Source organism: Janthinobacterium sp. OK676 (assembly GCF_900103595.1).
Classification (GTDB): domain Bacteria; phylum Pseudomonadota; class Gammaproteobacteria; order Burkholderiales; family Burkholderiaceae_D; genus Janthinobacterium.
In genome coordinates, this window is sequence record NZ_FNHA01000001.1 from 453,171 (window position 1) to 466,925 (window position 13,755).

Below are 13,755 nucleotides of genomic sequence, written 5' to 3' on the forward strand. Positions count from 1 at the left end.
CATGAAAACCCGCACGCCGCTGCTGCGCATCACCATGATACTGGGCGCCCTGCACGCCCTGCTGGGCTGGCTGCTGTTGCCTTCCCTGCCTGTCGGCCTGGCCGGCTGGCTGCTGGGCGGCGCCGTCTTGCTGGCCTCGACCATGCTCATGCCGATGACGATCTTCGCCCGCGCCGTCACCAACGATGCGCGCCTGGCCGACCGTTTGAGCTGGGCCGGCTCGCTGTGCATGGGCTTTTTTTCCTCGCTGTTCGTGCTCACCGTGCTGCGCGAACTGACCCTGCTGATTCCCGCCGCCCGCCCGCACGCGCAGGCGTCCGCCGTAGCCGTCCTCGTTCTGGCGCTGCTGGCCACCGCCGTCGGTTTCATCAACGCCCGCCGTGTGGCGCGCGTGCGCGAAGTGACGGTGCCGATTGCCGGCCTGCCGGCCGCCTTGCAGGGATTGACCATCGTTCAATTGAGCGACATCCACGTGGGCGCCACCATCAAGCGCGCCTACGTGGAAGCCATCGTCGCGCGCGCCAACGGCCTGCGGGCGGACATCATCGCCATCACGGGCGACGTGGTCGACGGCACGGTGGCGCAGCTGGCCAGCCACACGTCACCGCTGGGCGAGCTGCGCGCGCGCCACGGCGTCTTCCTCGTCACGGGCAACCACGAATACTATTCGGGCGCCGCGCCGTGGGTGGCGGAGTTCCGCCGCCTGGGCTTGCGCGTGCTGATGAACGAACACACGGTGCTCGAGCACGACGGCGCGCGCATGGCCCTGGCCGGCGTCACCGATTTCAATGCGGGCAGCTTCGACCCGGCCCAAAAGAGCGACCCGCAAGCGGCCATCGCCGGCGCCCCCGCCGACATCCCCCGCATCCTGCTGGCGCACCAGCCGCGCAGCGCGCCCGAGGCCGAAGCGGCCGGCTACGACCTGCAATTGTCGGGCCATACGCACGGCGGGCAGTTCTGGCCCTGGAATCTGTTCGTGCCGCTGCAGCAGCCGTATGTGGCGGGCCTGCACCGGCAAGGCCGCTTGTGGATTTATGTGAGCCGCGGCACCGGTTACTGGGGCCCGCCGAAACGCATCGGCGCGCCGGCGGAGATTACAAGGCTCAGGCTGGTGGCGGCGTAAGCTTCACTCCTCCCAGCTGGCCATCCACGCCGCGAAACGCGCCGCCACGGCAGGCGGATTCAATCGCTCCATCGCGCCTTCCACCGCTTCGCTGTCGCTGACCTCGAACAGCAGCACGAAATCGTCGCGCTGCGCACCCGCACCAAAACAGCCTTCGGCATCGAGCTGCGCCAGCGCCGCGATGCAGGCGTCAAACACGCCGCTACGGAAGGCGCCGAAATCGACGTCGAACGGCAAGTCGCGGTGCGCCTGCAGCAGCAAGCGGTAGGCGCCGTCGAAATACGCGACCCCATCCTCAAACGCCCATTCGGCCGGATTCCACAACATCTCTTCGCCGTATTCCGACGCTGCCAGCGCTTCGCGGCTGTTGGCCGCCGGGCCGATGGTCATGGCGCTGTCGTCGCTGACCAGCGCGTAAGCGTTGATGTGCCGCTCCGGATGGGCACGACGCACGGCGCCAAACGCCAGGCGCGCGGCGTCCGCCACCAGTGTTTGCAGCAGCGCGAAATCAAAGACGGCAGGGTCGACGAGCATGGCGCGCGCCAGGGTATGGCCACCGGCGACAGCCGCATCGCAATGGGACAGATAGGCGGCCTGCGCTTCGGCTACGCTCGCATACTGCGTGCGCGTCTCCGCACCCCAGGTCATGGCCGCGCCGCTGGCCGTCCACACGGTCGTGCCAAAGACGCGCGCCTCCTGGAAGCGGGCCGGCTGATCGGCGTCGTAGGTATAAAACAGGCTGTAGTTGTCAGGCATACGATCTTTCATTGTTTAATCGGGCCGTATCTGCGCGGCGAAATCGCGCTGGCGGAACTGCTCCAGCAGGAAATCGACGAACACGCGCGTCTTCGCGGGCAGCAGTTTCTTGCTCGGATAGTACACGGACAAGGGGCCGGAGTCGGCATGCCAGCCGGGCAGCAAACGGATCAGGGCGCCGCTGCGCAAATGGGCCAGCGCGTGCGGCATGGGCAGCAGGGCCACGCCGACACCGAGGATGGCCGCCTGCGCCATCGCTTCCGGATCGTCGAAGATGGCGCGCGGCCGGCATTCGGCCACGCCTTCGCCGCCCGATCCGTCACGCAGTATCCAGCTGCGCAATCTGCCGCTGCCGGCCGAGCGGCGCGCCACGCCGTCGAAGTGCGCTAGGTCAGACGGGTGCACGGGCATGGCCTTGCCCCGCATGAAGGCGGGCGACGCCGTGGCGACGATGTGGGCGTGGCCCAGCTCGCGCGCCACCACGCCCGGCGTCAGTTCGATGCCGCCGCCGATGGCGACGTCAAACCCTTCGCCGACCAGGTCCACTTGCCGGTTGTCGAAATGGCAGTCGGGGATGACGCCGGGGTAGCGGGCGATGAAGTCGCCCAACAGGGGCACCACGTAGCTGCGTCCGAACGATGGCGCCATGCTGATTTTCAGTATGCCGGCCGGCTGGCCGCCCTCTTCCGCCACTCCGGCGATCGCCTCGCGCAAGGTGGACAGGGCGCCGCCGATCTGCTGCAGGAAACGCTCGCCCCCTTCCGTCAGGGTCAGGCGGCGCGTGCTGCGCTGGAACAGCCGCAGCCCCAGACTCGCTTCCAGGCGCGCCACGTTCTTGCTGACGGCGGCCGGCGTCAGTCCCAGGCGGCGCGCGGCCGCCGAAAAGCTGCCCAGCTCGGCAGACAGCACAAACGATTGCAAGTGATTGAGGGCTTCCATATGCCTATTCTACCCGCTCATTTGATAGCAATGGTTGAAAGTGATTGTAGCGATTCATGGCTAGCGCGGCAGGAATGAAAGGCAGATACTGAATTCCTCAACTTCTTACCTAGAAAGCTCATCATGCAAACCCAAGCCTCCACCAGCACCTCTTTGCCACTGCAAGACAAGATCGCGTTCGTGACGGGCGGCTCGCGCGGCATCGGCGCCGCCATCGTGCGCCGCCTTGCCAGCCAGGGCGCCAACGTCGTCTTCACCTATCAAAGTTCCGCCGCCGAAGCGCAGGCGCTGTCCGCCAAGGTGGAAGCGGCCGGCGGCAAGGCCCTGGGCGTGCAGGCTGATGCGGCCGACGCCACCGCCCTGACGGCGGCCATCGCCAAGGTGGCGGCGCAGTTTGGCCGTGTCGACATCCTCGTCAACAATGCGGGCGTGTTCCTGCCCGGCGCCATCGACGATTTTTCGCTGGAAGACTTCGACAAGACCTTGAACGTCAACGTGCGCGCCGTGTTCGTCGCCATCAAGGCGGCCGTGGCGCACATGCCGACGGGCGGGCGCATCATCAACATCGGCAGCACGAATGCGCACCGCATGCCGTTCGGCGGCGCGGCCGCCTACGCCATGAGCAAATCGGCGCTGAGCGGCCTGACGCAAGGCCTGTCGCGCGACCTGGGCCCGCGCGGCATCACCATCAACAACGTGGAACCGGGCCCCGTCGCCACGGACATGAACCCGCCGACGGGCGACTTCGCCGACCTGATGCACGGCTTGATGGCCCTGCCCCGCCACGGCACGGCCGATGAAATCGCCGGCATGGTCGCTTACCTGACCAGCGCGGAAGCGGCGTTCGTCACGGGCGCCGGGCTGAAGATCGACGGCGGTTTTGCCGCCTGATCGAGTCCGAACATCAGCGAACGGTGCGCCGCCACGCCGGCCATGGCGCCATCGGCCACCGCGAACGCCACGCTGCCCGCCGTGCGGCCCGCGTCGCCGCAGCAAAAGACGCCAGGCACGCTGCTGGCCTTTTGCTCGTCGGTGCGCACGAACGGCCCCATGGGTCCCTCTTCCAGCGCGCAGCCCAATTCGCCGGCCAGGGAACTGGCCAGGCGCGTGCGGGTCGCCACGAACAGGCCGGCCATCGCGTGGCGGCTGCCGTCCGCCATGACCACATCGGCCACCGCGTCGATCCGCGCCACGGGCGCGCGTACCAAAGTTACGCCGCGCGCCTCCAGTTGCGCCAGCTGCGCCGCATCAGGCTCGAACGCGCCATTCAGGAAAAAAGTGACCGTGCCCCAGTCGGGCAGCATCAAGGCATGGTGCATGGACAGGGGGCCGGTGGCCAGCACGCCGATGGCACCCTGCTCCAGTTCATAGCCGTGGCAGTACGGGCAGTGAAAGACGCTGCCGCCCCAGCGCTCGGCCAGGCCGTCGACGGGCGGCAGTTCATCGATCACGCCGGTGGCCAGCACGAGGCGGCGGCCGTGCACGACATGACCGTCCGCCAGGGTCACATCAAAACCATCGCCATCGCCGCTGGCCGCCGCCTGCACGGCCATGCCGTCCCGCCAAGTGACGGTGGCATACGCCATCAGCTGCGCCTTGCCCTCGGCCGCGATGGCGGCCGTGCCGCTGCCGTCCTGGGTCAGGAAACCGTGGGAATGGCTGGCGTAGCGGTTACGGCGCTGGCCGCCGTCGATCACCAGCACGCGGCGGCGGGCGCGCGCCAGTTGCGTGGCGGCGGACAGGCCCGCGTAGCTGCCGCCGATGATGATGGCATCGAACGGAATGCCAGGCGATTCAGGAATGTGCATGCGGTGCTCCTTTGTGTGTGGCGTATTGTTGGCTGAAACGGTCGGCCAGGTCGGCCAGGGTGACGGCGCCAAGGCGCCGGATCAGCAGCGCCTCGGCTTCGTCGAAGGCGCCGGCCAGCGACTGGTTGACCACCTGCTCGACCAGGCAGCCCGGCTGATCGACGCGGTTGCCCATGGCGAAGATGGTGGGCGACCCCACGGCCACGTAGGTATCTTGCAAGGTCACCTGGTGCAGGTCGCAGACGATGCGCCAGCCGCCGCCATGGCCCTTGTCCGACGCCACGTAGCCGCGCTCGCGCAAGCCGGCCATCACGCGCCGCACCAGCACAGGGTTGGTGTCCAGGTAAGCGGAGAGTTCCTCGGACGTCATCGGGCGTCCCGCATGGGCCATGTGCAGCAGCACATGGAGGATCGATGATAGTTTGCTGTCGCGCCTCATGTAACTAATGATAGTACATAATTCCGGCAGATGCAAACCAGTTGCAAAATTCCGCGTAAAAAAAGGGTCAGACCCTGTCGGGTCTGACCCCGGCCTTTGCTTCAGGGTGTATTTTTACGCTGCGGATGCTTCCCTGCGCCGCCGTCCCCGCCACCACAGCAGCAAGGCCAGCAGCACCAGCACGCCAACGATGATGCCCGCGCGGGCAAGGCCGATCAGGTTCGACGGCGCGCCGCCATTGCGCAAGGTCGTCACCTGCTCGGCCGTCACCTTGATGGCGGGATTGCCGTACATCCGCTGCACGTAATTGCCGAGGGTGACGATCTGCTCGTCCGACAGGGTCTGGCGGAAGGCGGGCATCAGGTGGCCGGCATGGCTACCCTTGCCGTCCTGCCGTTCCACGCCATCGAGGATCGCCATCACCAGGTTGTTGCTGTTGCCGCGGCCCGTCGCCGAGTTGTGGAACAGCGGCGGCAAGCTGCCGTCGAAACTGCCCTCGCCCTTCGTCTGGTGGCAGCTGGCGCACTGCGCATCGTACAGCTGCGCACCCGACATCGTGTTCAGGTTTTGCGGCAGCGGCACGCCGCGGATGCTGCTCAACTCGTCGCCAGCCTGGCCCCATTGCGTCACCGGTTTCACGTCCGCCTTGTCGCGGATGGCGGGCACGCTCTTGATGTAGTGCGCGATGGCGTTCAAGTCCGCGTCGCTCAGGTGCTTCAGGCTATGGTCGATGGCTTCGGCCATTGGTCCGGCCGCCTGCCCCCGGTGCGCGGCGCGGCCCGTGCGCAGGTAGCCGGCCAGGTCTTGCTGGCTCCAGCCACCCACGCCGCTGTTGACGTCCGACGTGATGTTCGGCGCGTACCACGTGCCCAGGTCGGCGCCGCCCAGCTCCTTCGACAGCTGCTCCGCCATCAGCGCATTGCGCGGCGTGTGGCACGTGGTGCAGTGGGCCAGGCCTTGCGCCAGGTAGGCGCCACGGTTCCACTCCATGCTCTTCGACGTATCGGCCACGAACGGCTTCTTGTCGAGGAAGAGCAGGTTCCAGCCCGCCATCGACAAACGGATATTGAACGGGAACGGCAAGTCCGTCTTGTGCGCCGGCGCCGTATCCACCGCCGCCACGCCATGCATGAAGTAGGCGTACAGGGCGGCCGTGTCGTCATCCGTCACCTTGGCGTAGGCCGTGTAGGGCATGGCCGGGTACAGATTGGCGCCGTCGGCCCGCACGCCGTGACGCACGGCGGCGGAAAACTGCGCCAGCGTGTAGTTGCCGATGCCATGCGTTTTCGATGGCGTGATGTTGGTGGCAACGATGGCGCCCAGCGGCGTGGCCAGGGCCAGGCCGCCCGCCATCGGCTTGCCGCCAGGCACGCTGTGGCAGGCGATGCAGTCGCCGGCCGTGGCCAGGTAGCGGCCGCGTTCGACCGCCTGCACGTCCGCACCCGGCGCTGGCGCCGCCAGCACGGGCAAGGCCAGGGACAGCAAGGCGGCGCCGGCCGCCAGTCTGAAGATCGCCATCATGCCGTTCCTCCCTGTTGTTCGTCGAGGATGTGCTTGACGGTGCGCAGCGCCACGGCCAGGCCGTTTTCCGTCGAATTGCAGGTGCCGGACGTGGGCAGCACGCCCGTGCTGCACAGGAACAAGTTGGCGTGATCAAATGTGCGGCCCCACTGGTCGCACACGGCCTTGGCCGGATCGGAACCCATCGACAGGGTGCCGCAGATGTGCTGGTTGTTGGCGAACACGCCTTCCTTGCTGTGACGCAAATTGGTGCCGCCCATCAGTTTGGCGATGCGCTCGAAATCCTGCTTCGAGCGCTCGTGTCCCCGCTTCGTGTACTCGTCGATCGCATAATGCGCCTGCGGCTTGGGAATGCCCAAGGCATCTTTTTCGCTGCTGAGGGTGATACGATTTTCCCGGTTCGGCAGCACTTCCAGCACGTTTTTCAGGCTCATTTCACGGGCCGAGCGGAAACGCAGTTGCTGTTCGAATGCTTCGCCGAAGACACCCTTGCCGATCAGTTCCCTGGTGGCGCCATCGACTCTCGAGATGTTCGTGAAATCGAGCCGGTACGGCGAATGCCGGCTGCGGAAATCGCCATCGCGCATGGTGTTGATGGAATTGGGGCTTTGCGGGCCTCGGCCCAGCCACAGGTCTTCATCGGCGTCGAAGGTGATCGAGGTGCTCGGGTGGTCCATCAGGTTGCGGCCCACCATGTCGCTGCTGTTGGCCAGGCCGTTCGGGTATTTGTCCGAAGCGGAAACGAGCAGCAAACGTGGGCTTTCGATGCCGTTGGCCGCCAGAATAAAGGTCTTGGCCGTGACCCGGTGGCTGTTCTTGTCCACGTCGTAGTACAGGGCGGCCGTGATACGGCCCTGCGCATCGTGTTCCAGCTTGTAGACGTTGGCGTTGCAGACGATCTTGACGCCGGCCGCTTCCGCCTGCAGCGCGGCGATGCCGCCGTGGTATTGCGCGTCGATGGGACAGATAGGCTGGCAACTATTGTTGCCGCAGCAGGCCGGGCGGCCATCGTAGCTGACGCTGTTGCGCGCCACCGTGTTGCCCACCACTTTATATGCGGGGTCGAGGCGCTCGCGGATGCGGCGCATGGCGTACGGCTCCGTCACCAGGTCCATCGGGAACGGCAGCTGGCGCGGCGACCCCGTATTGTCGGCACCGGAGACGCCCATGATGTCTTCCGCTTCCTGATAGAACGGCTCCAGGTCCGCATAGCTGATCGGCCAGTCGACGCCCACGCCATACAGGGTATGGATGCGGAAGTCGTTCGGCACGTTGCGCCACGCCTGCGCGGCCCAGTGCCACGAAGTGCCGCCGAGCTGGCGGATGTATTCGGCCGGGTACGGATACGGGCCGGCCTGCACCAGGTAGCCGTTGTCCTTCGGCTGGTAGATCGGGTGCGGCGCCGTGGCCACCGATGGATACGGCGACATCCAGTCGCTGCGGCGCGTCGTGTTGCGGAAACGGGCGACGATTTCGCCGCGCGACACGCGCGGGCCCGCTTCCAGGATCAGCACCGAGGCGCCCGCCAGCGCCAGCTTGCGCGCGGCCAGGGAGCCGATGATGCCGGAGCCGATCACGAGGTAATCGGCGGAGAGTTCTTCAGCCATGATGGCTCCTTAAATTGGTTTTCTGGCCCAGCTGCCGTAGGCGCCGTAGGAATACGTGGGAGGCTTGAGCACGTCGGCGACGACGGCCGCGTTCAAGGCCTGCTCGTAGGCGACGCAGACGGCCGCCTCGCCCGTGCCGACGATGCCCAGGTACCAGGCGCTGGCGATCTGGCGCGGCAAGGCCGCCAGCGCCGACTGGGCCGGGTCCAGCCCGTCGAGCGCTTCCTGCAGGCCCGCCGCCTGCAAGCCCTGCGCATTGATCAGGGCCAGCAGCGCGCGCACCTTCGCGGGAAAGGCGGCGTCCTGCGCCGCCAGCGCGTCATACAGGCGCGTGGCCAGCACGGGGTCGAGCACTTGCCGCCCCACCAGCATGGCCGACACGCCGAGGAAGGCGCCCTGCTCCGCATTGGCGACCGGTTCGGCCAGCGCCCAGGGAATCAGCGCCGCGGCCGACGCCGACAGCAAGCCGGCCAGCACCATGCGGCGGCCGGGATTCAGGGGGCCGCGCCCCTCCTTATTGTGTGTAGCGTCCAATTGAAGCTCCCGTGAGTTCAGCAACCGTTCAGAAAGAATGCTTGAGACCGACCATCACCACCGTCTGGCCGCCGTTCGACGACGGCGTGCCGTTTTGCGAATCGCCGACCGAGGCGACGGCATTGACGATGGCGCCGTCCTGGCCCAGGGTCTGGCCGCGCGCCAGCTGGCGCGCTTCGATCAGGTAGATCGCCGTGCGCTTCGACAGTGCGTAATTCTGTTCGAACGACAGCTGGCGGTAGCGCGCGCGGTCGGCGATGCCGTTGGCGTGGCTGGCGAAGGTATCGCTGTAGCCGGCGGACAGGAACCACTGCGGCGTCAGTTGGCAGCTCGAGATCAGGCCGGCCGTGTTGAAGATGGCCGTGTCGCGGAAGGCCGAGCGGCTGCCGGCCTCGTACTGCACGTTGCTGGCATTGGCGCCCACCATCCACTTGCCCATGGTGTAGCGCGCGCTGGCGGCGATGAATGCAATGCTTTCCGCCGAGGCGTAGCCCCGGTTGATGGCGGAAATGCCGAAGCTGCCCGAGGCGTTGTCGCTCCAGCCGGCGCCATTCTGCCCGTTTTTCAATTTCAGATAGCCGAGCGCGAATTCGGCTGGCGCCGCGCTGTACTTGACGGCGGCGCTGAAGCTGCTGCCTGCGGCATTGCCGTCGGCCGCTTCGCCAAAGCCGTATTGCGCGCTGGCCTGCAAGCCGCGCCAGGCGGGCATGCTGTAGGTGACGGAATTGCTGATGCGCACGGTCGTGTCGAGGCCGTCGATGTCGCCCGGGTGGGCGCCGGTGGCGCCCGTCAAGACATTGCTCGACGCCAGCGAACCGACCAGCAGATAGTACGGCGTGTACTGGCGCCCGGCCGTCACGGTGCCGTAGGCTGCCGACTGCAAGCCCACGTAAGCCTGGCGGTTGAACAGCGAGCTGGCCGAGCTTTGCGCGCCCGTATCGCTTTCAAAGCCGTTTTCCAGCAGGAACAGCGCCTTCAGGTCGCCGCCCAGGTCTTCCACGCCCTGGAAGCCGATCTTGCTGGCGGACAAGCTGCCGCTGCGCATATAGGTATTCGAGTTGCCGCCCTGGTTGCTCGCGTAGGCGGTGGCCGCGTCGACCACGCCGTAAATGGTGACATTGCTTTGGGCGCAAACGTTTGCGCCAACGAGCGTGGAGACGGCCAGCGCCGCAGCGCGCATGCATGGTGTGTTCATTTTTTTCCTGACTTTGCTGTTTTATCTGGCGAAATACGGGCGTGGCGCCGCGTTGCCGCCCCATCCATGGATACGGGCGTCCGCTGTTCTTCTTGATTTGGATCAAGTGGAACAAATTATACGCTTATTTACTCACATGTAAGTGATTGACTGTCGGGCGTAGTCTTATAGCAAAACCGGCGGACGTGATGGCGCACGCCCCTCAGCACGGGGAAATCACAGGGACAGGCATGGGAAAAGCAGCGGCGGCGCATGCTGAAAACACGCGCCCGATGGCGTTCGGAACGGGGAGATGGGAGGGGTTGCCGCTCAGCGCAGGATGGCGGGCGCCACCGGCAAGGCTTCAAGGGCAATGAACGCTTCCAGGGCGCGCCGCATGTCTTCGAACACCTGCTTGCCGTAAGCCGCTTCCAGGTGGGCATATTGCAGGTCGATGAGTTTACCCATCTGCATCAGCAGGCTGGCGCCCGCTTCCGACAGGTGCACCTTGCGGCGGCGCTGGTCGCCTTCGAACTTGCTGCGCCCGATCAGGCCGATTTCTTCCATGCGCGCGAGGATGCCGCTCATGCTGGGACTGGAAATCTGGCAGATCTCGCACAGCTCGCGCGGTTCCAGGGTCGGGCTTTCATTCAGCGCGCGCATGATGCGCCACTGCTGCTCCGTCACGCCGAAGTGATTGAGGATGGGGCGGAAATGCTGGAGCAGGCTGTCGCGGGCCTTCAGCAGCAGTTGCGGCATGTTCGGATAACGGATCGGTAGCTGCAAGTGGAACTCCTGGGTGGCCGGCACAATGAGCGTCATTATACGACTGGCAAGAGAAGAGGCGCGGCAAAATTCCCCTTCCTTGCCGCTCCCGTGCCGTGGCGTCAGCCCTTCGCTTTTCTCTGCTCGGGAATGAAGTGTTCGCGCACGGCCTTGGCCAGCAGCTCCGGCGGCAGCAAGCCCTGCCCCAGCAGGAAGTTGTTTAAGGCCAGGCGGTCGAACTTATCGCCCAGCGCCAGCTCCGTTTCCGCGCGCAGTTGCAGGATGCGCGTATAGCCATAGAAATAGCTGCCGGCCTGGCCCGGCATGTTGAAGGTATAGCGGTCCAGCTCCTGGCGCGCCATCGGTTTCGACAGCATCACTTCATCCGTCAGGATGTGCCCCGCCTCCTCGCGCGTGACCTGCCCCAGGTTCAGCATCGGGTCGAGCATGGCGCGCACCGCGCGCAGCATGCGGAACTGCAGCGCGATGAACTGCCCTTCGGCCGGCTCGTACGGAATCATCTCCGCTTCCGCGTACAGCGCCCAGCCTTCCACGTTGACGCTGTTGAACGCGTACAGGCTGCGCGCCTGCGACACGCCCCGCTCCACCATCGCGCTGAACTGCAGCTCGTGGCCGGGGCGGCCTTCGTGCGCGCTCAGGGTCCAGGCGGCGCCCGCGAAATTGAAATCGTCATACGCTTCGCCCTTGCCGCTGGCGGCCGGATTGCTGACGGGCAGGACGAACTGGCCGTGTTCTCCCGTATTGCCGATCAGCGGAGGCGGACGCATATGCGGCGCCGGCTGGGCCGCCGATTCGGCGGCGGAGGCCAGGCGCATGGTCATGGCGCGCGCAGGAATATCGACCACGCGCTGCCGGGCGATGCGCTGTTCCAGCTGCGTATTGACGCCCTTGTAGTGCGCCTCGAGCTGCTCATTCGGGATGGAATCGGCTTTCAGCGCACGCAGCACCTGGCGGTAATCCGTGCCGTCGACGCCCTTCAGCGCCAGCTTGGCCGCCACCACGGGCGCCAGCGCCTGCATGGCGGCGCGCGTTTCCAGGTAGGCCACCTGCGCCCGCTCGACCAATGCGCGCGGCGCGATGTCGATGCCCACCTGTTTCAGGCGAAATGCATACAGCTCGGGCGCCATGCGGAAATCCGTCCGAGACAGGGGCAGCACCACTTGCTTTTCCCACGCCGCGTATTCGTTCAGCTGCTGCTCCATGGCCGCCAGCGCGCTTTCCGCGCCCGTGATCTTCATGTCGGCGAACAGCTTGCGGATGCCGGCAATATACGTGGGCACGTTTTCCAGCGACTGCTCCACCTGCAGGCGCACGGGGCCCGCCAGGCCAGGCTGGCCGATCTTTTCCGCGAAGCGCGCCCTGGCCTGCTGCGTAATCGGCGTGCTGCCCGGGAACTGGCCCACGTAGCGCCGCAGGCGTTCAAGCGCCTTGGCGCGGCGCGCGGCCGGGCGCTGCTCCTGCAGCAGGCTTTGCATGCTGCCAAAGACCATTTGCGGCACGTCGACCCACGGCAGGGTGTACTTGGCTTCCAGCTGCGTGCCCATGATTTGCTGGTCGACGGCGCCGATCAGGATTTCCAGGTCCTGGCGTATGCGCTCGTCGCGTTCCAGTTCCAGCTTTTGCTGCAATTGCGCGCGCGCCTGCTGCAGCGCCGCCACCTGGCGCTCGACGATATTCGGTCCCAGGTCGGCGGCCAGGCCGTCGTACTGGACCAGGCCCGTATCGGAGGCGTCTTCGGGCGAGAACTGCGCCTGCGCCGCCAGCACGATGGCCGCGTTGCGGTTGCTCGCTTCAACCCAGGCCGATGAAGCGCCGACAGTTGCAGGGACGGCGGCCAGGGCCGGCATGGCCAGCGCGCTTGCAAGCGCGGCTACCAGCACGGTCTTGCACAATTGCGGAGTAACGGACATCGGGGGATTCCTTCCTGAGGTGAGCGATGAGCGAAGCGGCGAGTATCGGCCAGCCTCGCATGCCTGTCAATTCACACCGTTCCGTGCGGGCAGGTTCCATGGCGTGACGATCTGGATGGCGGACAAGGGCGGTGTCTGCGCCAGGGCCGGCAGCGCGCCCTGCGCCCGCAGGATTTCCTGGCACGCGCGGCGCATGTCCTGGCCCAGGTCGTGGTGCAGCACGGCCTGGATGGCGCCCGACTTGAGCAGCGCCACGTTGTCCGCATCGAGGTCGTGGCCGATGAAGACCTGGCAAGGCCGACCCGCCTGCGCGAATGCCTGCACGATGGCGGCATTGCCGCCGCCGATCGAATACACGGCGGCGATGCCTGGATGCGTAGCCAGTGCTTCACGCACCAGCGCACCCGTGGCGCCGTCGATGCCGTGGCCTTCGCTCACTTCGACGATGGATAAATGGCGGTGCCGTTCGCGCAGCGCGCGGCGAAAGCCGATCTCGCGCTCTTCCTCGCCATGAAAACGGTTGCTGCTCAGGGTCACCAGCACTTGCTGCTTCCTGGGCCGCTTGCCAGCTCCCAGCCACTGGCCGATCAGGCAGGCCGCCGTCTCGCCCGCCGCGCGGTTATCCATGCCCACGTAGCTGCGGCGCGCGGAAGCTGGCAAATCCGTCACCAGGGTCACGACGGGAATGCCGGCCGCCACCAGCCGGCCTACCGCCTCGGCCACCGACGGCAAGTCCGGTGCTTTCAGCAGCACGCCGTGGCTGCCGTTCTTGCGGATGCGTTCCAGCTGCTCGACGATGCCCGCCACTTCCAGGGTTTCACGCAGGTGAAAGCGCGAACGCAGCACGGCCGGATGCAGGGACGGCAGTTCCGATTCGAGTGCGGCGCGCACGGCATCCGTAAAGCGGCGAGGCGCCACCATCAATACGTCGAGCATGAACTTCCTGCCGGCCAGGCCCACCTGCGTGCTTTGCCGCGCCAGCTCGTCGAGCGCCTGCATCACGCGGCGCACGGTATTCGCATGCACGCCCCCGCGCTGCCTGATCACGCGGTCGACGGTCGCCGCGCTGACGCCAGCCTGCAGCGCCACGACCTTGACGGGAAACGGATGCGTCATGCGATGTCCATGGCAATTGATGGTTTTTTGATGGTTTTCCTG

General features: G+C 66.4%; 13 protein-coding genes. 2 read left to right on the forward strand and 11 right to left on the reverse strand.

Annotation, left to right across the window (positions count from 1 at the left end):
• Position 1 precedes the first annotated feature (1 nt).
• On the forward strand, positions 2–1,123 hold the full coding sequence (locus BLU39_RS02130; protein WP_092709009.1) for a metallophosphoesterase: 1,122 nt from the start codon (positions 2–4) through the stop codon (positions 1,121–1,123).
• A gap of 3 nt (positions 1,124–1,126) precedes the next feature.
• On the opposite strand, the gene BLU39_RS02135 is transcribed toward BLU39_RS02130, so the two are convergent.
• Both BLU39_RS02135 and BLU39_RS02140 read right to left on the reverse strand, forming a co-directional pair.
• Positions 1,127–1,879, reverse strand: a complete 753-nt coding sequence (locus BLU39_RS02135) for a DUF4303 domain-containing protein (RefSeq protein ID WP_175539183.1) — start codon at positions 1,877–1,879, stop codon at positions 1,127–1,129.
• Between the two features lie 15 nt (positions 1,880–1,894).
• Positions 1,895–2,818, reverse strand: coding sequence for a LysR family transcriptional regulator (locus tag BLU39_RS02140; RefSeq protein WP_092709015.1), 924 nt, complete (start codon positions 2,816–2,818; stop codon positions 1,895–1,897).
• 123 nt (positions 2,819–2,941) lie between these two features.
• On the opposite strand from BLU39_RS02140, the gene BLU39_RS02145 reads away from it, so the two are divergent.
• Entirely contained in the window at positions 2,942–3,709 is a 768-nt protein-coding gene (locus BLU39_RS02145; RefSeq protein ID WP_092709018.1) for an SDR family oxidoreductase, read from the forward strand.
• Here the strand turns inward: BLU39_RS02145 and BLU39_RS02150 are convergent.
• The 9 genes from BLU39_RS02150 to BLU39_RS02190 form a co-directional block, all read right to left on the reverse strand.
• Positions 3,637–4,626, reverse strand: coding sequence for an NAD(P)/FAD-dependent oxidoreductase (locus BLU39_RS02150; RefSeq protein WP_092709021.1), 990 nt, complete (start codon positions 4,624–4,626; stop codon positions 3,637–3,639). The two genes, BLU39_RS02145 and BLU39_RS02150, sit on opposite strands and share 73 nt — an antisense overlap.
• The gene (locus BLU39_RS02155) at positions 4,613–5,065 is read right to left on the reverse strand and encodes an RrF2 family transcriptional regulator (protein WP_092709024.1); all 453 of its coding nucleotides are present in this window, start codon (positions 5,063–5,065) and stop codon (positions 4,613–4,615) included. The genes BLU39_RS02150 and BLU39_RS02155 overlap by 14 nt, the downstream gene beginning before the upstream one ends.
• A 114-nt stretch (positions 5,066–5,179) precedes the next feature.
• A complete protein-coding gene (locus BLU39_RS02160; RefSeq protein WP_092709027.1) occupies positions 5,180–6,586 on the reverse strand; it encodes a cytochrome c in 1,407 nt (468 codons plus the stop codon).
• Complete coding sequence (locus tag BLU39_RS02165; RefSeq protein WP_092709030.1) at positions 6,583–8,193, reverse strand: GMC family oxidoreductase; 1,611 nt, start codon at positions 8,191–8,193, stop codon at positions 6,583–6,585. Before BLU39_RS02165 ends, BLU39_RS02160 begins: the two co-directional genes overlap by 4 nt.
• Positions 8,194–8,202: 9 nt before the next feature.
• Complete coding sequence (locus tag BLU39_RS02170; RefSeq protein WP_254788860.1) at positions 8,203–8,727, reverse strand: sorbitol dehydrogenase family protein; 525 nt, start codon at positions 8,725–8,727, stop codon at positions 8,203–8,205.
• A 28-nt stretch (positions 8,728–8,755) separates the two neighbouring features.
• Positions 8,756–9,922: a porin gene (locus BLU39_RS02175; protein WP_254788861.1), complete on the reverse strand. Its 1,167-nt coding sequence runs from the start codon at positions 9,920–9,922 to the stop codon at positions 8,756–8,758.
• 309 nt (positions 9,923–10,231) lie between these two features.
• On the reverse strand, positions 10,232–10,687 hold the full coding sequence (gene hpaR / locus BLU39_RS02180) for a homoprotocatechuate degradation operon regulator HpaR (RefSeq protein ID WP_254788862.1): 456 nt from the start codon (positions 10,685–10,687) through the stop codon (positions 10,232–10,234).
• A gap of 101 nt (positions 10,688–10,788) precedes the next feature.
• Positions 10,789–12,597, reverse strand: coding sequence for a DUF885 domain-containing protein (locus BLU39_RS02185; RefSeq protein WP_217635039.1), 1,809 nt, complete (start codon positions 12,595–12,597; stop codon positions 10,789–10,791).
• Positions 12,598–12,663: 66 nt separating this feature from the next.
• Complete coding sequence (locus tag BLU39_RS02190) at positions 12,664–13,713, reverse strand: LacI family DNA-binding transcriptional regulator (RefSeq protein ID WP_092709878.1); 1,050 nt, start codon at positions 13,711–13,713, stop codon at positions 12,664–12,666.
• Positions 13,714–13,755 lie beyond the last annotated feature (42 nt).

What these genes read in the sequence shown, in the direction of transcription:
- BLU39_RS02130 (WP_092709009.1), top strand. Translation starts at nt 2, where the DNA reads ATGAAAACCCGCACGCCGCTGCTGCGCATCACCATGATACTGGGCGCC.
- BLU39_RS02135 (WP_175539183.1), bottom strand. Translation starts at nt 1,879, where the DNA reads ATGCCTGACAACTACAGCCTGTTTTATACCTACGACGCCGATCAGCCG.
- BLU39_RS02140 (WP_092709015.1), bottom strand. Translation starts at nt 2,818, where the DNA reads ATGGAAGCCCTCAATCACTTGCAATCGTTTGTGCTGTCTGCCGAGCTG.
- BLU39_RS02145 (WP_092709018.1), top strand. Translation starts at nt 2,942, where the DNA reads ATGCAAACCCAAGCCTCCACCAGCACCTCTTTGCCACTGCAAGACAAG.
- BLU39_RS02150 (WP_092709021.1), bottom strand. Translation starts at nt 4,626, where the DNA reads ATGCACATTCCTGAATCGCCTGGCATTCCGTTCGATGCCATCATCATC.
- BLU39_RS02155 (WP_092709024.1), bottom strand. Translation starts at nt 5,065, where the DNA reads ATGAGGCGCGACAGCAAACTATCATCGATCCTCCATGTGCTGCTGCAC.
- BLU39_RS02160 (WP_092709027.1), bottom strand. Translation starts at nt 6,586, where the DNA reads ATGATGGCGATCTTCAGACTGGCGGCCGGCGCCGCCTTGCTGTCCCTG.
- BLU39_RS02165 (WP_092709030.1), bottom strand. Translation starts at nt 8,193, where the DNA reads ATGGCTGAAGAACTCTCCGCCGATTACCTCGTGATCGGCTCCGGCATC.
- BLU39_RS02175 (WP_254788861.1), bottom strand. Translation starts at nt 9,922, where the DNA reads ATGAACACACCATGCATGCGCGCTGCGGCGCTGGCCGTCTCCACGCTC.
- BLU39_RS02185 (WP_217635039.1), bottom strand. Translation starts at nt 12,597, where the DNA reads ATGTCCGTTACTCCGCAATTGTGCAAGACCGTGCTGGTAGCCGCGCTT.
- BLU39_RS02190 (WP_092709878.1), bottom strand. Translation starts at nt 13,713, where the DNA reads ATGACGCATCCGTTTCCCGTCAAGGTCGTGGCGCTGCAGGCTGGCGTC.